Source organism: Lactobacillus kefiranofaciens, from assembly GCF_014656585.1.
GTDB classification, from domain to species: domain Bacteria; phylum Bacillota; class Bacilli; order Lactobacillales; family Lactobacillaceae; genus Lactobacillus; species Lactobacillus kefiranofaciens.
The window spans coordinates 1584477-1606485 of the sequence record NZ_CP061341.1 but is presented as its reverse complement, the minus strand read 5'-3'; the positions used below and the strand labels follow the sequence as shown (position 1 = coordinate 1606485).

Annotated in this window: 18 protein-coding genes and 2 pseudogenes; 16 read left to right on the top strand and 4 right to left on the bottom strand. The window is 38.8% G+C overall.

The features are described from left to right. Window positions 1–7 precede the first annotated feature (7 nt). The 9 genes and pseudogenes from ICI50_RS07905 to ICI50_RS07865 all read left to right on the top strand — a co-directional run bounded on the left by ICI50_RS07905 (window position 8) and on the right by ICI50_RS07865 (window position 8776). Window positions 8–811, top strand: coding sequence for a DUF4931 domain-containing protein (locus tag ICI50_RS07905; RefSeq protein WP_188891450.1), 804 nt, complete (start codon window positions 8–10; stop codon window positions 809–811). Between the two features lie 83 nt (window positions 812–894). Further along, window positions 895–1821 (top strand): ribokinase, encoded by a 927-nt coding sequence (gene rbsK, locus ICI50_RS07900; protein ID WP_188891449.1) that lies wholly within the window; start codon window positions 895–897, stop codon window positions 1819–1821. Continuing rightward, window positions 1821–2513, top strand: coding sequence for a ribose-5-phosphate isomerase RpiA (rpiA, locus tag ICI50_RS07895; protein ID WP_012211552.1), 693 nt, complete (start codon window positions 1821–1823; stop codon window positions 2511–2513). The genes rbsK and rpiA overlap by 1 nt, the downstream gene beginning before the upstream one ends. A 60-nt stretch (window positions 2514–2573) precedes the next feature. Continuing rightward, window positions 2574–4589: a KUP/HAK/KT family potassium transporter gene (locus ICI50_RS07890; RefSeq protein ID WP_188891447.1), complete on the top strand. Its 2016-nt coding sequence runs from the start codon at window positions 2574–2576 to the stop codon at window positions 4587–4589. Between the two features lie 117 nt (window positions 4590–4706). Beyond that, window positions 4707–5633 carry a nucleoside hydrolase gene (locus tag ICI50_RS07885; RefSeq protein ID WP_003626821.1) on the top strand — a complete coding sequence of 309 codons (927 nt, stop codon included), beginning with the start codon at window positions 4707–4709 and terminating at the stop codon, window positions 5631–5633. Next, window positions 5633–6299 (top strand): annotated as a pseudogene (locus ICI50_RS07880) (GntR family transcriptional regulator). Before ICI50_RS07885 ends, ICI50_RS07880 begins: the two are co-directional and overlap by 1 nt. A gap of 134 nt (window positions 6300–6433) precedes the next feature. Next, complete coding sequence (locus tag ICI50_RS07875) at window positions 6434–6628, top strand: helix-turn-helix domain-containing protein (RefSeq protein WP_188891445.1); 195 nt, start codon at window positions 6434–6436, stop codon at window positions 6626–6628. A gap of 24 nt (window positions 6629–6652) precedes the next feature. Next, a complete protein-coding gene (locus ICI50_RS07870; RefSeq protein WP_188891444.1) occupies window positions 6653–7906 on the top strand; it encodes an RNA-guided endonuclease TnpB family protein in 1254 nt (417 codons plus the stop codon). A gap of 54 nt (window positions 7907–7960) precedes the next feature. Beyond that, window positions 7961–8776, top strand: a pseudogene (locus ICI50_RS07865) (aldo/keto reductase). A 63-nt stretch (window positions 8777–8839) separates the two neighbouring features. Here the strand turns inward: ICI50_RS07865 and ICI50_RS07860 are convergent. Beyond that, complete coding sequence (locus ICI50_RS07860) at window positions 8840–10168, bottom strand: solute carrier family 23 protein (RefSeq protein WP_013854550.1); 1329 nt, start codon at window positions 10166–10168, stop codon at window positions 8840–8842. Between the two features lie 11 nt (window positions 10169–10179). Beyond that, complete coding sequence (gene pyrR, locus ICI50_RS07855) at window positions 10180–10710, bottom strand: bifunctional pyr operon transcriptional regulator/uracil phosphoribosyltransferase PyrR (protein ID WP_013854549.1); 531 nt, start codon at window positions 10708–10710, stop codon at window positions 10180–10182. Window positions 10711–11007: 297 nt separating this feature from the next. Here pyrR and ICI50_RS07850 point away from each other — a divergent pair, with 297 nt between their 5' ends. Then, window positions 11008–12477: an MFS transporter gene (locus tag ICI50_RS07850; protein WP_188891442.1), complete on the top strand. Its 1470-nt coding sequence runs from the start codon at window positions 11008–11010 to the stop codon at window positions 12475–12477. A 28-nt stretch (window positions 12478–12505) separates the two neighbouring features. Here the strand turns inward: ICI50_RS07850 and ICI50_RS07845 are convergent, their stop codons facing one another. Then, a complete protein-coding gene (locus tag ICI50_RS07845; protein ID WP_013854548.1) occupies window positions 12506–13705 on the bottom strand; it encodes a multidrug efflux MFS transporter in 1200 nt (399 codons plus the stop codon). 150 nt (window positions 13706–13855) lie between these two features. Here ICI50_RS07845 and ICI50_RS07840 point away from each other — a divergent pair, with 150 nt between their 5' ends. The 3 genes from ICI50_RS07840 (at window position 13856) to ICI50_RS07830 (ending at window position 17051) form a co-directional block, all read left to right on the top strand. After that, window positions 13856–15478 carry an ABC-F family ATP-binding cassette domain-containing protein gene (locus ICI50_RS07840; protein ID WP_188891440.1) on the top strand — a complete coding sequence of 541 codons (1623 nt, stop codon included), beginning with the start codon at window positions 13856–13858 and terminating at the stop codon, window positions 15476–15478. Between the two features lie 96 nt (window positions 15479–15574). Then, the gene (locus ICI50_RS07835) at window positions 15575–16279 is read left to right on the top strand and encodes a helix-turn-helix domain-containing protein (RefSeq protein WP_341783185.1); all 705 of its coding nucleotides are present in this window, start codon (window positions 15575–15577) and stop codon (window positions 16277–16279) included. Window positions 16280–16382: 103 nt separating this feature from the next. Then, window positions 16383–17051, top strand: a complete 669-nt coding sequence (locus tag ICI50_RS07830) for a type 1 glutamine amidotransferase (protein ID WP_013854545.1) — start codon at window positions 16383–16385, stop codon at window positions 17049–17051. Window positions 17052–17096: 45 nt separating this feature from the next. Here ICI50_RS07830 and ICI50_RS07825 read toward each other — a convergent pair whose 3' ends face one another. Beyond that, window positions 17097–17909, bottom strand: a complete 813-nt coding sequence (locus ICI50_RS07825) for a transporter substrate-binding domain-containing protein (RefSeq protein WP_188891437.1) — start codon at window positions 17907–17909, stop codon at window positions 17097–17099. Between the two features lie 146 nt (window positions 17910–18055). Between ICI50_RS07825 and ICI50_RS07820 the strand changes: the two genes are divergently transcribed. Genes ICI50_RS07820 through ICI50_RS07810 form a run of 3 tightly spaced genes read left to right on the top strand, consistent with a single transcriptional unit; the run spans window position 18056 to window position 21995 of the window. After that, entirely contained in the window at window positions 18056–18496 is a 441-nt protein-coding gene (locus ICI50_RS07820) for a MarR family winged helix-turn-helix transcriptional regulator (RefSeq protein ID WP_013854544.1), read from the top strand. Further along, window positions 18496–20226: an ABC transporter ATP-binding protein gene (locus tag ICI50_RS07815; RefSeq protein ID WP_188891435.1), complete on the top strand. Its 1731-nt coding sequence runs from the start codon at window positions 18496–18498 to the stop codon at window positions 20224–20226. Before ICI50_RS07820 ends, ICI50_RS07815 begins: the two co-directional genes overlap by 1 nt. Continuing rightward, window positions 20226–21995, top strand: a complete 1770-nt coding sequence (locus ICI50_RS07810) for an ABC transporter ATP-binding protein (RefSeq protein ID WP_056956866.1) — start codon at window positions 20226–20228, stop codon at window positions 21993–21995. Before ICI50_RS07815 ends, ICI50_RS07810 begins: the two co-directional genes overlap by 1 nt. Window positions 21996–22009: the final 14 nt, after the last annotated feature.

The following is a 22009-nucleotide window of genomic DNA, read 5'->3' as shown; positions in this document are numbered from 1 at the left end:
GGAAAATATGGACAAAAATCCTTTAGTATATAAATATTCAATCGGTAAACGTAAGCCTTATGATTATGATTACGGCAATCGCCAGGGTAACCAAAATGCTGGTTGTCCCTTTTGCGATGTCGCACATTTAACTAATATCTATGAAAAAGATGGGGACAAGATTTGGCTAAAGAACAAATATCCAACTTTGCAGGATACTGACCAAACTATTTTGATTGAATCAAGCGATCATCAAGGCGATATTTCAACTTATACCCGTGAAGACAATCAAGAATTAATGAAGTTTGGATTGAAATGTTTTCAAAAAATGAATAATTCAGGACGCTACGAAAGCGTGCTCTGGTATAAAAACTTTGGTCCTAAATCCGATGGTTCTTTGACGCATCCCCACATGCAGATTGTTGGTCTCTACCATAAAGATGGCTATCGCGATATTGGCCCCGACAATTTCAAAGGCTTTGAAGTTGGACGATCAGGATCAGTAGAAATGAATCTTTCAGCTTATCCAGTTCAAGGCTATCAAGAGGTAAATATTTTAACTCAAGATAATACCAATTTAGAAACGTGGGCAGATTTAATCCAAAAAGGTGCGCAATATATGCGTTCCGTTTTGTCACACGGTGTGGATTCATACAACTTATTCTTTTATCCGATTAATGATGGCAAAGGCACTTGCTGCAAGATTATTCCTCGTTTTTATGCTTCACCATATTTTGTTGGCTATAAGATCTCACAAGTCGATGATTCCGATACTCTTAAATGGGAAGCAGAGCGACTTAAAGGCTTTGTCAATGGCGGTATTTTACATTAAAATGTCAAAAAAACATTCGCAGGATTGAATGCTTTTTTTGATATAATTGAAATGATTAAATACATTTCTAAGAAGGGATGCTCATGAAGAAGATTGTAGTTATTGGTTCAAGCAATGTAGATACTACATTGCACGTAAAGGACTTTCCAAAACCAGGTGAAACGATTAACGCCACAGAAATAACTTCTGCTGGTGGTGGTAAAGGTGCAAACCAAGCCATCGCCGCAGCTAAAAGTGGTGCGGAGACTTATTTTATTAATCGTGTCGGTGAAGACAGCGAAGGTGGTTATATCACCCATCAATTGAAGAGTTATGGCGTTGACACTACCTATGTTCAAACCACGATGGGAAGCAAGACTGGTCATGCTTATATTACATTAAAAGAAGCAGGACAAAATGATATTATTATCGATCATGGTGCTAACTATGAATTGACCGTTGAAGACATTCAGGCTGCTAGTGATTTGTTTAAAGATGTTGACTGTGTTATTGCCCAATTCGAAACGCCACTTAAAGTAACAATTGAGGCTTTCAAGTTAGCTAAAAAGGCAGGAAAAATCACAATTTTAAATCCTGCTCCTGCTATTGATAAGATTCCAAAAGAGTTGTTGCAATACACAGATATTATTACGCCAAATGAAACTGAAAGTGACAAAATTACGGGCATCCAAATAAAGGACAAATCAACTTTGGCAACGAATGCTGAAAAGTTGCATCTTCTTGGCGTTAAAAACGTAGTAATTACATACGGTGATAAAGGTGCATATATTTCATCTGCAGATATTGAAACCTTAGTTCCAGCTTATAAAGTTGAAGCAACTGATACCACTGGTGCAGGCGATACCTTTATTGGTTATTTAGCAAGCAACTTAAAGCCAGACTTATCTAATTTTGAAGCAGCTGCCAAGATTGCTAATCGTGCCTCATCAATTGCAGTTCAACGCTTGGGTGCTCAACCTTCAATTCCTACTGCCAAGGAAGTAGAAGAAGCCATGGAGGATAATGAATAATGGCTAAAACAGAACAAGATCGCTTGAAAAAAGAAGCCGCTGAAAAAGCAGCTAGCATGGTAAAATCTGGCATGATTTTAGGCGTGGGTACTGGTTCAACCGTCGCTTTCTTTATTGATGCTCTAGGCAAGCGCAAGGATAATGATGGCTTAAAGTTAAAGGCAATCGTTACTACCAGCAATAGAAGTAAAAACCAACTTGAAGGTCTAGGCTTTAAAGTTAGCGAATTAGCCGATGTTGATCAAGTTGATTTAACCGTTGATGGTTCTGACCGTGTTGCGGACAACTTAGACGGAATTAAAGGCGGCGGTGGTGCCTTAACCCTTGAAAAGAATGTTGCCATTAATTCTAAGAAGATTATCTGGATTGTGGATGAATCAAAACTTGTCCACAGATTAGGTGGATTTCCTTTACCAGTTGAAGTATTGCCAATTTCTTGTGAACAAAACTTTAAACGTTTTAAGCAAGAAGGATTGAAACCTCAATGGCGAATGGATAGCGATAAGCGCTACATTACTCACTACGGCAATTACATTATTGATTTGGCTGCCGATCCTGTTCCAGCACCACATGGTTTAGCCGATTATCTTGACCACACCGTTGGTGTAGTTGAACATGGCCTATTCCTTGATATGTGTGATGAAGTAATCATTGCCCATAGCGATGGCACAATTGAAGATAAAATTAAATAATAATTTTTAGCAAAAAATGGTTAAAGTTAACTATTTTTTATTTATAGAGGATTATTAGACATGAATAAAATTACTAAAAAGCAAAAGATGAGTTTTGCGGGATTGTTGATCGCCATAGGTATTGTGTATGGTGATATTGGAACAAGTCCATTATATGTAATGAAATCAATTGTGACTGAAAATGGCGGGATTGCCAACGTTAATCGAGAATTGATCGTTGGTTCAATCTCGTTAATTCTTTGGACAGTAACTTTGTTGACTACTGTTAAATATGTCATGATTGCTTTGAAGGCAACTAATCATGGCGAAGGAGGAATCTTCTCTCTTTATGCTTTAGTTAGAAAAAGAGCCAAATGGCTGGTCATCCCGGCTCTGATTGGTGGTGCAGCTCTGCTTGCCGATGGTACTTTGACACCAGCAGTGACCGTTACCACTTCGATTGAAGGGTTAAAGAATATGCGCTTTGGTGATGTGATTCCGGTTCCTTCTCAAGAAGTTGTAATTATGATTACTATCATCATTTTGGTAATTTTATTCTCAATTCAGAGGATGGGAACCAGCGTTATTGGTAAAGCATTTGGTCCAATTATGCTGGTATGGTTTACCTTTTTAGGAGTAGTTGGCATTGCTAACTTGAGCCATGACTGGAGTCTTTTGGAAGCGATTAATCCCATTCATGCTATTCGAATTTTGTTTAGTCCAGCTAATAAAGTTGGAATCCTAATTTTGGGTTCTGTCTTCTTGGCTACTACTGGTGCTGAAGCGTTATATTCGGATGTTGGACACGTAGGTAAAGCGAATATTATGGGCTCTTGGCCATATATATTTGTTTGTCTTTCATTAAACTACCTAGGCCAAGGCGCTTGGATTTTGCATAATGCTAGCTATCATGCTGGTAATGGTGACTTCAATCCATTCTTTGAAGTTGTTCCTAGCAATTTGCGTCTTTTTGCCATTGCCTTGGCTACGATCGCAGCTATCATTGCTTCCCAGGCATTGATTACTGGATCGTTTACTTTGGTTGCTGAGGCCAGCAGTCTAAAGTTTTTACCAAGAATGAATATTATTTATCCTTCAACTGAAAAAGGACAAATTTATATTCCATCAATTAACAAAATGATCTGTGTGGTAACTGTAGCAATTGTGTTCTTATTCAGAACTTCACACCACATGGAAGCAGCATATGGTTTGGCAATTACTGTCACTATGTTGATGACTACAATATTATTGTTTGAATACTTGGGTAAAAAAGGCAAACCACTTTACTTACGCTTGATCTTTTTGATTGCATTTGCTTTTATTGAAGGGATGTTCTTAATCTCCAGTTTGACTAAATTCTTACACGGCGGTTACGTAACTGTTTTAATTGCTGGCTTTATCTTGGCAATCATGTATGTTTGGTTTTATGGAAATAAGATTCGTGATAAGCGTGAGGCTAAGAATGCTTACGTTCGTTTAGACGAATATACAGAAATGCTGACAGATTTAAGCCACTGCGAAGATTACCCCGTTTATGCCACTAATGTTGTTTATATGGCAAAGGTTAAGTATAATAAGTTCATTAAGCGTGAGATGCTTTATTCAATTTTGGATAAAAGACCTAAACGTGCTAAAGCCTATTGGTTTGTTACTGTCAATGTAACAAACGAACCATATACCGCAGAATATGCAGTAAATACGTACGGTACTAAGAACGTAATCAACGTTCAGCTTTATCTAGGTTTTAGAAAGCAAACTAGCGTTAACGTCTACTTACGGCAAATTGTTCATGAATTGATTGCAGATGGTACTATTGAGGCTCAACCACAAAGATTCACTACTACTCCTGGTAGAGATGTAGGTGACTTCTCCTTCGTCATTGTTAATGATGTAATTAGTCCATTAACTAAATTGACTGGTTATGAGAAGTTTATGGTCGAGGCTAGAGTCTGGCTGCAAAATCTATTTTCTAACCCAGCTTCTTGGTTTGGTTTAGAGTATGCAGATACTGTGGTAGAACGAGTACCATTGATCTTAGGCAAGCATCAAGAAAGCTATATTAAGCGAATTAAACCTAAGAAACAAACTAAAAAGTAAATGAAAAAAGTCTAGCCAAGCTAGGCTTTTTTATCTAGATTAGATCGAACCACTTTTTTTATTGGTTGGTTTTTTGTATCATTAAGGTAATGAATACGTTTAGAAGAGGTAAATTTCATGAACAAAAAACCTTTAATTATTAGTACAGATCCAGGAATTGACGATATTGCAGCAATGACGATCAGTTTTTTTGCTAAAGAGCTCGATGTTCGAATGATCGTTCCAACCTGGGGAAATGTCCAACTTGAATATACTTTGCAAAATACTTTGAATTTAGAAAAGTTTTTGCATACTAAGGTTCCTGTAGTGGTGGGTGCCAATCAACCATTAGTCGCACCAATGATTAGTGCCGCATCAGTACACGGCAAGATTGGCATTGCCGGCTTTGATTTTGAAGAAGCAGATCGCAGTTTGGTTAAGCCTGGTCTTGCCGCAACTGTCATGGCTGAAGAAATTAAGAATAGTCCTGAAAAAGTCACTTTGCTTGGCATTGGACCGTTGACTGACTATGCTTTGCTTTTTAAACAATATCCTGAAGTGAAGGAAAATATTGATCAAATCGTGATTATGGGTGGTAATATCGGCCGCGGCAATCATAGTCCACTTGCAGAATACAATATTGCAGGGGATCCTGAAGCTGCTCAAGTTGTTTTCCACAGCGGTTTGCCAATTAAAGTTGCCCCACTTGAAATCGGCAATAAGGCCCATTTAACTCAAGACCAAATGAGCAAGGTAAAAGAATGTGGTGAAGTCGGTAACATGCTTTACTCACTATTTTCACACATTCATGAGCCAGATGGTGATCCTCGTATTAAAATCTATGATCCAACAGCTGTGGGCATTTTGCTTCATCCAGAAATGTTTACCTTGAAAAAGGCTAATGTAGAGATTGAATTGCGTGGTCAATTTACATACGGTGCAAGTGTAATTAATTTTATGGATCAAGAGCATGCTAATGCAGAGATTGCGACAGATGTAGATTTAGTTCAATTTTCAAAATGGTTTATCGATAGTATTAAAAATTCTGATCAAGGAAGAGAATAATGGCAGATTACGTTTATCGGACAGTAATGCAGGATATTAAACAGAATATTTTAAATAATAAATATAATGGGATGCGAATTCCCGATGAGCGTAGTTTAGCTAAGCATTATGACGTTAGTCGTTTATCGATGAAGCGTGCACTAGAGTTATTGGCCTAGCAAGGAATTGTTTTTAAAAAGCGAGGCAGTGGCACGTTTATTAACCCGCTGTATTTAAAAAATCAGGCCATGTTTCGTTATGACGGCTCGAATTTGGGAATCACCGATAGTTTTAAGGTACCTGGTAAAAAGCAGCAAATAAAGCTGTTAGATTTTCAAGTGATTAAGGCTACTAAGGAAATTGCGGAAGACTTATTTTTAAATGAAAATGCTTTTGTTTATGAATTCAAGCGCCTGCGTTTACTCGATGAACAGCCATTTTTGATTGAAACAGGTTATTTGCCGATCAAAATTATGCCGGAATTAAAGCCTGAAACTTTGCAGAAGTCTTTGTTTAATTATTTAGAGGATGGACAAAGCAAGACCGTAACTAAGGCGTTTTTGAATATTACAGTTGAACCTTCGAATGCTGAAGATCAAAAGCAGATGCATTTAAAGGAAAATGAACCAGTCGGGCGTTATGGAGGGTATTTTCTTTTTAGATGATGGAACGCCGTTTGAAGTGTAAAATATGCGGGTTCATTATCATTACATGAATTTCAATACTTTTGTTAATTTAGGTAAGTAAAAAGCTGAGTAGTTTTTACTCAACTTTTTTTATTTAGGGTTTTAGTAATTTTTATGATTATAAGAAAAGGTAAAATGAAAAATAAATCTATCGGTGCAGAACTTAAGAGATTACGAAAGTCATTGGGATTGATGCAAGCAGAAATGACTTTAGATGGAAAGATCATATCAGTAGGGCAGTATTCTAAAGTGGAAAATGGAATCCATGAGATAGGGATTGATACTTTATTGATTAATTGCCGGAGAAAACACGGGATTTCAATCCCGTGATGAATCCGACCTTTTTTAGTTTTTTTGCTTGTTCCCCCCTTCTTTCTTAAACATATGTTTGATATAATCTCAAAAAGAAAGGAGGGAACAAATGTGCTAAAAGGGATCAAATTAAGACTCTATCCTAATAGAACACAACAAAACCAGCTTGAGCAGATGTTTGGCAATGATCGTTTTGTTTGGAATCAAATGCTGGCCATGATGAATGAGCGCTATCAGAATAATAAAGCTTTGCCTTTTTTAGGCAAGTTCAAGCTGAATTATCTGCTTAAGCCGCTTAAAAAAGAATATCCTTTTTTGAAAAACAGCGATTCTTCAAGCTTGCAGGTAGTTAATGAATTCCTAACTCAATCTTGGAAGAACTTCTTTCAAGATAAAACTGGTCAAATTGGCAAGCCTCGTTTTCATTCACGCAAGTATCTGAAAAAGTCTTATACGGGCAAGTCAATCATAAAAACTGCAGGTAAAAGGTACTTGAAGATTCCTAAATTAGGCTATGTCAAAACCAGCAAGACTGGAGTTTTGCAAGATGTTAAGATTAAGCGCTACACTGTTCTGCTTGAACCAACAGGAAAATATTATTTGTCTCTACAGGTAGAAATATCTGAACCAGAGAAGTACAGCTTAACTGACAAACAGGTTGGAATTGATGTTGGCGTAGCTGATTTAAAAATTCTGTCTAATGGGTTAAAATATCCTAGTTTTGACAGTTCTTATTTTGAAAAGAAAGTTAAAATTTGGCAGAAAAAGTATTCTCGACGTAGACATTTAGTTAATTTACTAGTTTTACAAAATAAGAATAAAAGGGTGCTTTGTCCTAGAAGTTTAGAAAGCTTTACTAATTGGCAAAAAGCGCAAAAGTCAAAAGCCAAATACCAAGCTAAAGCAGCTAATCAGCGCAGAGATTATCTGCATAAACTAACTACGCATTTAGTTAAGCAATATGATGTAATTGCGATTGAAGATTTGAAAACCAAGAATCTTCAGAAAAATCATCATTTGGCTAAGTCAATTGCCAATGCTTCATGGCGAATGTTTAGACAAATGCTAGAATACAAATGCGAATGGTATGGCAAGAAACTAATTGCAGTTGATCCCAAGAACACTTCCAGAATTTGTTCAAAATGTGGCTATAACAGTGGCGCTAAGCCATTAGAGATTCGTGAATGGACCTGTTCTAAGTGTCAAACTAAGCATGATCGAGATATTAATGCGGCAGTTAATATCCTGCATAAAGCAACGCCAACTGGTCAGGGACTGACCATGGTAACAAGCTGAGTTCTGTGAGTTAGGTATTTGACTAGTTCAATGTAAGATCCTAAACACTACTCAGTGTTCCCAGAAACCCGGCACTTCAGTGCCGGTGTAGTTCATCAAATTAATGACCTAGCTCAAACACAACAAGTCGTAGAAGATGGACTTGAAGTAGGCTATCGTCTAGTCGATACCGCGCAAGTGTACGGCAATGAACAAGCTGTGGGGGATGCAATTAGACACAGCAACATTCCTCGAGAGGATATTTTCGTCACTTCTAAAATCTGGGTCGATGATTACGGCTACGATGCAACGCTCAAGGCCTTTGACGAGACAATGAAAAAATTGCAGCTCGATTATCTTGATCTATATCTGATTCATAAGCCATATAACGATTATTATGGCACTTGGCGTGCAATGGAGCGTTTATACAAAGAAGGCCGCATCCGCGCAATCGGCGTCAGCAGCTTTTGGAACGAACGTCTAGCTGATTTAATCACCTTTAATGATGTGAAACCTGCGGTAAATCAAATTGAAACCAATGTCTGGAACCAATAGTGGAGATCGCAGACGTATATGGAAAAAGAAGCTGTACAACCTGAAGCTTGGGCGCCATTTGCGGAAGGGGCTGACCATATTTTTACCAATCCTGTTTTAGCAGAAATTGCAAATAAGCATGGCAAGACTACAGCCCAAGTGATGATTAGATGGTTCTTGCAAAGAAATTATGTCATGATTCCAAAATCTGTTCATAAAAAGAAACTAGCAGAAAACTTCAATGTCTTTGACTTTAAGCTTGATGCTGAAGATATGGGCAAGATTAAGACACTGGATCAAGGGCACAGCGTTTTAGAGGATGAGATGGATCCAGAGATCGCAGAAAGCTTTAGATAAAAAAGAAAAGCAGTTAATTATCATCATGATAGCTAACTGCTTTTTGTTTAGTATTATTTCAAATTACTGATAAATCTTACCGTCTTGTTTTTGCTTATTCTTTTCTTCAAGTGCCTTTTCACTAGCAGCCTTCTTAGGAAGAACCCAGTTCAAGATCATACCGATGATAGTTGAAAGAGCAACTGAAGTTAATTGGAAGTTGCCGAGTTGGAGGTAAGCACCACCAATACCGATAACCAAGATAACTGAGGCAATCAACATGTTGCGCTTTTCACCAAAGTCAACCTTGTCGTCTACCAAGATCTTCAAACCGTTAGAAGCAATTGTACCAAAGAGCAAGAACGAAATTCCCCCGATTACTGGCATTGGAATTGATTCAATCAAGGCAGCAAGCTTACCAACAAAACTGAAGATGATGGCACAAACTGCGGCACCAGCAAGGACCCAAACTGAGTGAACCTTAGTCATGGCTAACACACCGATATTTTCACCGTAAGAAGTGGTAGGAGGACCACCGATGAAACCGGCAATAATTGTGGAAATACCGTCACCCATCATGGTTCTGTGCAAACCAGGATTCTTGAAGAAGTTACGCTTAGTCAATGAATTAAGCACCATAATGTGTCCCATGTGTTCCGTCATCGTAACGAAGGTGATCGGTGCCATGGCTAAAATTGCAGCTGGATACCATTTAAAGTGGTAGCTAATACCCATCACATCAAGTGAAGGAATAGAGAACCAAGCAGCATTTTCAACTCCTGAGAAGTCGACAATGCCTAAGAAGCAGGCTAAAACATAACCACAGATGATACCGAGCATGATTGAAACTAAACTAGTGAAGCCTTTGAAGCACATTTGGAAGACCAAGGTCATCACCAATGTGAAAATGGCAACACCGAAGTAAGTTAAATCATACTTTTGGTTGTTCATCATCGCATCGTTTGCGGCAGTAGTTGCAAGTGACAAACCGATAACAATGATAATTGGACCAACGACAATTGGTGGCAAGACCTTGTTAACCCAGCCAGAACCAACTTTAGCAATGATCAAAGCAACGATTACATAAACTAAACCAGAAGCAATCGCACCTTGAGCAACGGCAGGATAACCGTCAGCCTTCATCAAGGCTTGCATAGTAGCAACGAAGGCAAAACTTGAACCTAAGTATGCTGGAATCTTGAAGTGAGTCAAGATCATGTGGACTAAAGTACCAATCCCTGAAGAAAGCAAGGCGATACTTGGATTGATCCCAATCAAAATTGGTACTAATACAGTTGAACCGAACATGGCAAACATGTGCTGCAGGGACAAGAGCACGCCCTGACCAAACTCCGGTTTTTCGTAGACGTCTAAAATCGCATCCGGATTTCTAAAATTCTCTTTTTTACTCATTCAAATACTCCCTATTTGTTGATGATATCAATGCCGTCTTTATCGTCGACTTCAGTCATTGATACTTTGACTTCTTCATCCATGGCAGTTGGAATGTTTTTACCGATAAAGTCTGGACGAACAGGCAACTCGCGGTGACCACGATCGATTAAAACCGCTAAGTTGATTTTGGCAGGGAGACCCTGATCCATTAATGCGTCAAGGGCTGCTCTAATTGTTCTACCAGTAAACAAAACGTCGTCAACTAGGATCACATTCTTATCGGTAATGTCAAAATCGAGTTGTTGGCCGTGAATCATTTTTTCTTTTTCTGCTTCAGGCAGATCATCACGGTATTGAGAGATATCGATTGCGCCCACTGGCACCTCAACGTCTTCTAAATTTTTCAAGTTCTTAGCGATTCTTTGTGCTAAGTAAAGACCACGCGTCTTAATGCCGACTAAAACTAAATTCTCTGTGCCTTTGTTGCGTTCAACAATTTCGTAGGTCATACGCATAATGGCACGCTTCATGCTTAAAGCATCTACTATTTCTTTTGCCATATATTTTCCTTTCTCGGATGACCAAAAGAAAAAAGACCAGCAAGGACACTGAGTCCAAGATGGTCTTTCTGTTATTGCTAGCACAAATAAGACTAGCTAAACGCAGATTTCCTTCTTAGCCTCACGGGACTAACTTTAAAGGTCATCACTATTTTTCTTATATTAAACAAAGAAAGCGAATAATTGTCAAGTTTCAGAAGTAAAAATTTTTCTTTGACAAACATTATAGTCATCAAGCATACTATCAGTTGAAAGACTTAATTATAGGGATATGTGTATGAATAAAGGAATGATTGGATGAATAAAAGACAGATTACAATGGTCACTTGGGCACTAATCTTAGCTAATATTATGTCAGGGTTAGATGCCACGATTATCAATACCGCGATTCCGGCGATCGTGTCAGATTTGCACGGAATTCAGTATATGGGCTGGATTGTAGCCTGCTTTTTATTAGGGATGTCAGTATCGGTGCCTATCTGGAGTAAGTTAGGCGAACGCATGGGGAATAAATTTGCCTTTGAATTATCATTAGTGCTGTTTATTGTAGGCTCTATTTTAGAAGCCGTAGCACCGGATATTTATTTCTTTCTTATTTCCCGGGTATTAATGGGTGTTGGTGCCGGCGGAATGGGATCCTTGCCTTATATTATTGTGGGTTATATCTATCCTAATATTAAAAGAAGAACCGTTATCTTGAGTTATATTGCAGCGAGTTTTAGTGCGGCCAGCATTGCTGGACCACTAGTTGGTGGCTGGATTGTTGATGCTTTGTCTTGGCACTGGGTTTTCTATATTAATGTGCCGCTCGGTTTAATTGCTATTATTTTGAGCATTATCTTTTACCGCGGTATTCGTAAACCCGAAAAGAATGTTCATTTTGATAAAACTGGAGCTACAACTTTGATTGTTGGCCTAAGCTGCTTTTTAATTGGGATGCAGATGTTAGGAATAGCCAGTACTACCATGGTCATCTCATTTGTAGTTCTAGGGATAATTTTACTAGCTATCTTTATTGTAGTGGAAAAGAAAGCTGAAAGTCCGATCGTACCGTTAAGTGTTTTTGCCAATCGTGCTTTAGTAGGTGACTTTGTTTTATTCGCTCTGGCTTGGGGAGCATATATTGCGGTTAATACCTATTTGCCAATGTGGTCCCAGGCGATTCTAGGCACGTCAGCTTTAATTGGAGGTGTAACGCTGATTCCTAACTCCATTTTAGATATTGGCGGGTCTCAGAGCACTCCAGCTTTAATGCGGCACTTCAACAATTATCGTTTATTGATTTTTAATTTAACTTTATTAGCTATTTCTGCAGTTGGCTTAATTTTGGTACCAATTAATACGCCTTATCAAATTCTGATGATCATTGCTTCATTTTCTGGTTTTGGCGTGGGAGCAATTTTCGTAATTTTGCAAATTAAGGTGCAGGTTGATGCCAGTGAAAAAGATATGGCACCGGCAACTTCACTTAGTTTTTTAATCAGAATTTTAGCGCAAACTATTATGTCGGCAATTTACGGCGTAATCATGAATTTGGCTTTAGGGCGTGGAATTGCCAGTCATCACGGGATCACGATGACGATGATGAATAAATTAAGTGACGCAGAATCTGCTAAGAGTTTGCCGCAGGCTTTGATTCCTACGATGCGGACGATTTTTCATTCGGGGATCACGCAAATCATGTGGACTTCAGTCGTTTTATTAATTTTGGCATATATCGCTAACTTTATTTATAACCACCACGAGGCTAAGAAAGCAGCGGAATAAGAAAAAGCTTGAATTTTTTCAAGCTTTTTTAGTTTAGATTGTTAATGACATTAATTTTGAAAAGAATTAAATTGAAAACGACGATACCCGCAGTGACGAGGAATACCGTGCTGTAGTTGGTTAGACCTGAAATCGTTGAACCTAGAAGCGGACCAAAGATATTGCCGATATACATGGCTGACTGGTTCCATGAGAAAATACGTCCAGTTACGGCAGCGGGAGAATTTTTAGTTAACATCGTTTGAACTTGTGGGAATAAGCAAGCGTCAGAAAAACCAACCAAAAAGCGCAAAATTCCTAATTCGATTGTGTTTTGTACAAAAGCGGTTAAGAAGAAGAAAATTGTTGCCGCAATGAATCCTGCAACGATGATTTTGTGAGTACCGATTTTATCACCGAGCGCTCCGAAACGGGATGCTACTGCGAATGTAGCGATTCCAGGAAGAGCAGCGATAACCCCAGAAATAAAAACAACGTTGCCGTGTCCATCAAGCAATTGCCGCACATACAGTGAAACGATCGGATTGATTGAATTGTTAGCTGCTTGAATAATTAAGGTAGTTAATAATAAACCGAAAATTAAATGAGGTGAATTAAGCGACTTGATAACACCACTGGCTTTATCCAATTTCTTGGCGGTAACTGGCTTGAAGTCATCCTCATGAACGAAGAACAAGACCAAAACTGAACAGATTAGCAGTAAACCACCCGTGATCATAAAGGTAACGCGGTATGAAAAAATCGAAGTTAAAGCTCCACCAACCAGTGGCCCAAGCAAAGTTCCAGCAGTTGTAGCAGAAGCAATAGTCCCTAGAGCTTGACCGGAATTCGTTTTTGGCGTTTCAGTGGCAACTAAGGCATTGGAGTTAGAAATAAACCCAGCAAATATCCCCTGTAACATTCTAAGTAAAAGCAGCTGCCAAACGTTTTGGACTAGCCCCATACTAGCTATTACAATTGACATTCCGATTCCGGCGCGTAAGATCATGGGCTTACGTCCTTTTTTATCAGCTAATTTCCCCCACCAAGGGGAAACAATTGCTGAAATAATGAATGTACCGGAATAAACAATCCCAGACCAGAAGTTAAGTTGCTGGTGAGAGAAATTGCCTAATGTGTTAATGTATAGCGACAAGAAAGGCATAATTTCTGAAAAGGCGATTCCTGCGATAAAAACAGCAATCGATAAGACGAATAGATTTTTCTTCCAAATGGTTTTTTCTGTCATGATCTCATCCTTTCAATATGTTTCCATTTTACTCTGCTCATCAGTAAAATAGTAAAAATATGTTAAAGCTTCATTTCTATATTTATTTAAGATGATTTTTTTAGTATACTAATACATAATTTTACATTTTAAACTAGTGAGGTATAACGATTGATTACAGTATCCGACTTAAGTCTTAAATTTGGCGGCCGTACGCTTTATGAAGATGTCAACTTAAAATTTACGCCGGGCAATTGCTACGGCGTAATTGGTGCCAACGGCGCCGGCAAATCTACTTTTCTTAAATTGCTTGAAGGCAAGCTTGAGCCTACAACGGGTTCTATTAGCATTGACCCTAATGAAAGAATGTCTAGTTTGAATCAAGATCACTTTGCCTTTGAAAAATTCACTGTCATGGACACGGTAATTCAAGGACATAAAGAACTCTATCAAGTAATGAAAGAAAAAGATGCTTTGTATGCTAAGCCTGATTTTGGTGATGAAGATGGTGTTAAGGCAGCGGAGCTTGAAAGCAAATTTGCAGAACTCGATGGCTGGAACGCCGAAGCCGATGCCTCCAAGTTGCTGCAATCATTAGGCATCCCCGAAAGCGAACATCAAATGCTAATGAAGGAATTGCCAGAATCCGAGAAGGTGAAGGTATTGCTTGCTCAAGCGCTTTTTGGCAGTCCCGACATTCTTCTCCTTGACGAACCAACCAATGGTCTTGATGTGCACACGGTTGAATGGCTAGAAAACTTTTTAGCTGATTATCCTAACATCGTGATCGTTGTTTCCCACGACCGGCACTTTTTAAACCAAGTATGTACCGAAATGTGTGATGTTGACCGCGGCAAGATTCAATTATATGTGGGTAATTATGATTTCTGGTACGAATCAAGCAAATTGGCTAACGAATTAGCTGCTAACCAAAATGCTAAAAAAGAAGAGAAGATCAAGCAGCTGCAAGAATTTATTGCGCGCTTTTCTGCCAATGCTTCTAAGTCACGGCAAGCAACATCTCGTAAGAAACAACTTGATAAGATCACTTTAGACGACATCAAGCCATCATCACGCAAGTACCCATTTGTTAAATTTGAAATGCACCGTGATTTGGGCAATGACCTTGTTAAGGTAGAAAATGTTTCCTACTCAGTTGATGGGGAAAAGATTTTAGATAATGTTTCTTTCATTGTGCGTCCTGGTGATAAAGTGGCGTTTTTATCACGTAACGCCTTGGCTACGACTGCTTTGCTTGATATTATTGCAGGCAAAATTAAGCCAGATTCTGGCAGAGTTACCTGGGGTCAAACTACTGCCTTCAATTACATGTCACGTGACTTGAATGCTAACTTTAACAACGATGATCTGACTATTCTGGATTGGCTGCGGCAATATGCGACAAAAGAGCAGGACGACAACACATTCCTGCGCGGCTTTTTAGGTAGAATGCTCTTTAGTGGGGATGAGATTGAAAAGAAGATCAAAGTCCTTTCCGGTGGAGAAAAGGTTCGTTGTCAATTGTCACGCATGATGCTCGAGCCAGCCAATGTCTTAATCATGGATGATCCGACTAACCACCTTGATTTAGAATCTATTACCGCATTAAACGATGCATTGGTTGCTTACCCTGGTTCAAGTCTATTTACATCCCATGACCACGAATTTATTCAAACTATTGCCAACCATATTATTGAAGTTGGTCCTAGGGGAATTGTCAGCAGGCAAGATACTAGCTATGATGAATTTCTGGATAAAAAGAACATTCAGGAGCAAGTTGCTAAGATTTATTAATAATTGTGCTGAAAACTAGCTGCAAAAGGCTAGTTTTTTATGTTAACTTAGTTATAATAAAAACTAAGAGTTATGAGCGATTTAGGGGGATTAATAATGGAAGAACGTGAGGATAATATAATTTATGAGGACTTTATCCAAGATCGTGAAGTTAAGATGATCAACGAATTTTGTCCTAAACTTAAAAGACACGTGTATTTGGTCCATGTTCAGGTTTTTACAACTGATAATTTACCTTTTTCGCCAATGACTGGTAAAATGGACCACATCTTTTTTAACTATAATCAAGTGAGTACGGAAGACGTAGATATTAAAGGAGTAGTTGGCAATTTTTATAATTCAATTACTCATAAATATGAGACAACTGATCATACATTTGTAGTTGGAGTGACTAGACGAAATGATATTGCAGAAAAGACAGCAATTAGATTATTGCGCCAAGCCGCTAAAAAAGTAATTGGAGAGTTGAATAAACGTGTTGTTATGCCACATATGGCTCGACCACATATTTTGACTGATGTGCAGAGAGCAGAACAATTGCTGACTGATCGTAACGTGAAGATAACCAAGTTAAGCAGAAAAACGGGAATTCCTGCTTTTACTTTGTATAATTATCGCAAGAATCCAGAAGCATTAAAGAAAACATCACATGTTAATATTGAACGATTAATGACGCAATATTACGAGACCTACTTTAACCGTAATGAAGTAGAACGTTTTCGCTTTATGCTAATTAAGACGGTGAGAGCTTACTTGAAGGAAACTAAGAATAATCCGATAGTTTATAATCCAGTTTATTAGCTCTACATGATGTGTCAACATGGTGATTGGCATCGTTTAGCTAAGATGGAAGAATTGTGGAGGGCAAGTTATATAGCAGATAATCAATTTTAGGGAGAATTTTATGCGTGTTAATGTGTTGCAGCATGCACCAAATGAGGGCCCAGGTTCTATCCAAGATTGGTGCCATGCAAGAAATAATAAGATGTTTGTTTATCACCCAGCCGATTTTGGTATTTTGCCTACAGTAGATGAGACTGATTTATTAGTTATTCTAGGTAGCCCCAATAGTCCTAATGATGATTTGGACTGGATTAAGAAGGAGCGCGTTTTAATTAAGCAGATGCTCGCTGCTTCTAAGCCAATTCTGGGCATTTGTTTTGGCAGTCAGCAGATTGCGAAGACGTTAGGTTGCCAAGTTCTAGATGCACCAGCTAAGGAAGTAGGTTGGGCACTTGTTTATTTACAAAATCAGATAATTAACGGCTTGCCGCATCAGTTAACGGCGCTTCATTGGCATCAGCAGATGAGTGAGATTCCGGCCAAGGCTAAGTTACTGTTTTCCAGTGATTTAGTTAAAAATCAGGGTTATCTCCTGGGAAATAATGTAATTGGGCTGCAATTCCACTTTGAACCTAAAGAAGATAATGTCCGTGAAATTGCTATTAATGATGGCGCTTATGCTTTAGAGAATAATGATTTGCAGCAGACGCCAAGTGAGATTATGAAGCACGGCGTACCTAAGGAAAATAAGACCGTAATGTTTAAGTTACTAGATTACATTACGAGATAAAGAAAAGGATTGACATGTATTTAGAATGTCAATCCTTTTTTGTCATTACTTTATTTCTTTAACTTTCAAGCCAGGAATTTTACCAAACCATTTATTAACTAAACGATTGTAGGTCCCGTCTTTTTCTAGCTGGGTTAAAGCAGAATTGATCTGCTGATGCATCTCAGTTTGTCCTTCGTTAACGGCGATTCCATATGGTTGATCGGTGAAATTGCCCCCGACTAATTTATAGCCTGGGTTATCACGCAGAATACCGGCTAAGATCCCGTTATCCGTAACAAAAGCATCCCCTTGTCCTGCTTTTAGCGCAGCAAAGGCTTGGCCGTAGTCGTCAAACTGCAAGATTTCTGCCTTAGGTGCGAATTTTTTAACGGCATCTGCCGAAGTTGTCCCCTTAACGATTAATACCTTTTTATTGTTTAAATCTTTGACGTTTTTAATCTTACTGTGATCATTAACCATGATTGATTGCCCGGCAGGAAAATAAGGCTTGCTAAAATCGACTTGTTTTTCACGTTCAGGCGTAATTGTCATTGCCGCAATGACGGCGTCGATATTTTTGTTTTTTAATAATTGAATCTTGGTGTTGGCTGTCGTCGTGACAAAATTGGCTTTTACCTTTTTGCCAAACATCTTTTTAGTTAGTGCTTTGGCTAAGTCGATTTCAAAGCCGTTGATTTGGCCAGTTTTGATGTTGATCGCGCCAAAGAGTGGCGTATCTGCCTTTACGCCCCAATTAATCGTCTTAGTTTCTTTTACTATTTGATAAACGTTTTGCTTTTTCTTTTGACTGCACGCAGTCAATGTGAAAGCGAGCAGGATAGTTAAAAAAGTAGCAAAAAATAATTTCTTTCGCATATATATCCCACCTCTCGTATAGCATATATATCCCACCTCTCGTATAGTTGTAATAAAACTAGTATAACATAGTCATTGACATTAGTCCCTATGCGTACTATTATTTAGTACATATGTAGACTAATAGTAGCGGGGCGGGCCAATATATGAAGGTAAATGATTCAGAAAAGTTAAATCTTGCAATTATTCACGGAAATAGGGCATATAAGCAATGGGAACAAGATCATGATATTCCCAACTATTTGATGGTAATTCTATATGAATTGCTTTTACGAAAAAAATTGACGCAAAAACAGTTGGTAGATTTAAGCGATTTGCCCAAGCAATCGATTAATAAAGGAATTAAGAAACTGTGTGAGGCTGAATGTCTTACGATGAGTGTGGATAGTCATGATAAGCGAGTACGTTTTTGTGAATTAACTCCTGCAGGAAAAGAATACGCGCGAGAAAAAATGGGTCCCTTGTTTAAATTAGAAGAAAAGACGGCACAGAAGATGGGTGCTGAGAAAATGAAACTCTTAACTAGTTTGAGTGAAGAATGGAGTAATACTTTTTGGCAATTTTTAAACGAAGAAAGGGGTAAATAATGCAAACATTCAAAATATTAATGCCGCACTTCAAGCGATATAAAAAAGACGTTATTGCGGCCCTAGTGGCAATCATCGTCTCTGCTTTTGCCAGTCTGTATCAGCCCAGGCTGCTAGAAAATATTCAGCGTGCGATTATGGCGGACCAAAAAGAAGGTGTCATGCGTGATGGAATTATTCTGGTAGTTCTTGGCATTGTTGCGATTATCGCGGGAATCTTCAACGTTTATTATGCAGCGCGGATTGCTCAAGGCGTGACTAGTGACTTACGTGAAGAGACTTATGCCAAAATTCAAAGCTTTTCATTTGGCAATATCGAAAAGTTCTCCGCTGGGTCATTGACAACGCGCCTAATTAACGATATGAATCAAATTATGAATATGATTATGCAGCTTTTTATGCAGCTGCTCAGAATGCCAATTTTGATTGTTGGTTCCTTTATTTTTTGTATCGTGATTATTCCGCGCTTTTGGTGGGCAACGGTTGTGATGGTTGCCTTAATTATGGGTTTTGGTATTTTCGTCTTAAAACGAATGAATAGTTTGTTTGACAAGTTTCAGAAGACGATGGATAAGATTTCGAGTCAAGCTCAAGAAACTTTGCAAGGCGTGCGGGTAGTGAAATCGTTCAACCAAGAAGGACAAGAGATTAAAAAATTCAATCAGACTTCGGATCGCTTAAACGACTACAATATCGTCATTGGTTATTGGTTCTCAGCTATTATGCCAGCCTTTCAATTGATTGCTTATTTAGTAATTACCTTGGTTGTCTTTTTAATTGGCCAAAGCATTAGCCAGCATCCAACCGATGTCGCGGTAGTTAGTCCATTTGTTAACTATATTTTGACATTATTGTGGACGATCATGATTGCAGGGATGACAATGATGCAGTTTGCCAGAGGGAATATTTCCTTGGGTCGAATCAAAGAGGTTTTGGACACGGAGCCGAATGTAAAGTTCGTAACCAGTGGCTCGGTTGCACCATTAACGGGATCAGTGGAATTCGATCATGTTTCCTTTACCTATCCAGATGGTGATGATGAAACCCTCAAAGATATTTCGTTCAAGATAAAGCCTGGCGAGATGGTCGGTATCGTTGGTGCAACCGGCTCTGGCAAGTCAACCTTAGCGCAATTAATCGCTCGTTTATACGATCCAACTAAGGGTGAAATTAAAATCGGCGGACAAAACATTAAGGATGTAACTGAAACGGCTTTGCGAAAGACTATTTCTTTTGTCTTGCAGCGTGCAGTGCTGTTTTCTGGGACGATTGCTTCGAATCTACGTCAAGGCAAGAGCAGCGCTAAGTTGCATGAACTCCAACGTGCGGCTGGCATGGCTCAAGCGTCGGAATTTATCGAGCGTTATAACGATTCGTTCGATCATGAAGTAGAAGAACGTTCTGCCAATTTCTCAGGTGGACAAAAACAGCGTCTTTCAATCGCGCGTAGCTTGATTGCTAAGTCGCCAATTCTAATTTTGGATGATTCAACTTCAGCGCTAGATGCCGAGTCTGAAAAGAAGGTGCAGCAAGCACTTGAACATGAATTACCGGACACAACGACCTTTATCATTGCAGAAAAGATTGTTTCAGTAATTAATGCCGATATAATTTTAGTGCTTGATGATGGAAAACTGGTTGCTCAAGGCACGCATGAAGAACTACTGAAGACCTCGCCAATTTATCAAGAGATTTTTAAGACTCAAAAAGGCAAGAGAGGTGAAAAGTAATGGGCGATACTAGAAAGACAATTCGCTATTTTATTAAGTATTTGAAGTCGTACTGGAAAGGAATTACCATCGTAGTTATCCTATCGCTGGTTTCAAGTGGTGCGCAGGTTTTGGCCCCGACTTTTTTAGGACAAGCCGTCACGGATTTGACTAATTATTTGTCTGATTTAAAAAAAGAAACTGTCAGTTTAAATACCTTCTATGGCGCCTTAGGATCAATGTTGGTCTTCTATGTTCTAAGTCAAGTTGCAATCTTCATTGCCTGGATGGTAATGTCGAAATTTAACGCTGATTCAACTAACGACATGCGAGAGAATTTATTCTCTAAGTTTCAAAGAATGATGATACGCTATTTTGATACGCATCAAGATGGTAAGCTGCTGTCTCTGTTTACATCAGATTTGGATAACATTTTTAACGCGATGAATAATGCTATCTTTGAAATTATTTCTCAGGGAATAATGTTCATCGGTACGATTATTGTGATGTTCACGGTTAATGCACAGCTGGCCTGGACGACGATTGCTTCAACGCCGCTGATTTTAATTGTCGCAGTTTTAATTATGAAAAAGGCTCGGATCTATTTGGATAAGCAGCAAGATGAAATTGGGGACCTTAACGGCTATATTACTGAACAAATTAACGGTGAGAAAGTCATTATTACCAATAATCTGCGGCAGGAATCGGTAGCTGGCTTTAAGACTTATAATAATCGCGTGAGAAAAGCAATGTTTAAGGGTCAATTCTATTCGGGGATGCTGTTTCCGCTAATGAATGGTTTAAACCTGCTTAACTTAGCTATCGTCATTGCCATGGGAGCCTGGATGATTATTTCTGGTCAAGTTAGCCAAGCTATCGGTTTGGGCTTGATCGTTACGTTTGTAGAATATTCACAAAATTATTTCCAACCGTTGACGCAGATTACCTCGATTTATTCCATGATTCAGTTAGCTTTGACCGGCGCCAGAAGGTTAGCTACGGTTGAAGAGCAGAAAGATGAAAATGCCGTACCAAATGGTAAAATCTTGCATGGCGTGCAAGAGGGAGTAAAGTTGGAGAACGTTCACTTTGGCTATGATCAAAATAAAGAGATCTTGCATGGCGTGAATATTGCTGTAGCTAAAGGACAATCAGTTGCCCTAGTTGGACCAACCGGATCAGGAAAGACGACCATTATGAATTTGCTTAATCGCTTCTATGATGTGAACTCCGGCAAGGTCACCTTTGATAATATTGACGTGCGCGACATTCAACTAAAGTCTCTGCGTGATAACGTCGGTATTGTCTTGCAGGATTCTGTCCTGTTCAGTGGTACGATTGCCGATAATATTCGCTATGGCAAGCCCAATGCCACTATGGATGAAGTAATTAGTGCAGCTAAGCAAGCGAATATTCATGATTTTATTGAGAGCTTGCCAGATGGCTATAACACGCGAGTTAATGATGCCAGTTCTGTCTTTTCAACGGGGCAAAAGCAGTTGGTTTCAATTGCCAGGACAATTTTAACTAATCCGGATTTCTTAATTTTAGATGAGGCCACTTCGAATGTGGATACGGTGACTGAAGAAAAAATTCAACAGGCCATGGATGCCGTAATCGCGGGACGGACCAGTTTCGTAATTGCCCACCGCTTAAAGACAATTCTCAATTCAAATAAGATTGTCGTGCTAAAAGATGGCAATGTCATCGAAGAAGGCAGTCATGAAAAATTGCTGGCTGATAAAGGATTTTATTATAAACTTTATACAGATCAGACAGCCTTCAATTGATGTGTTATACTAAA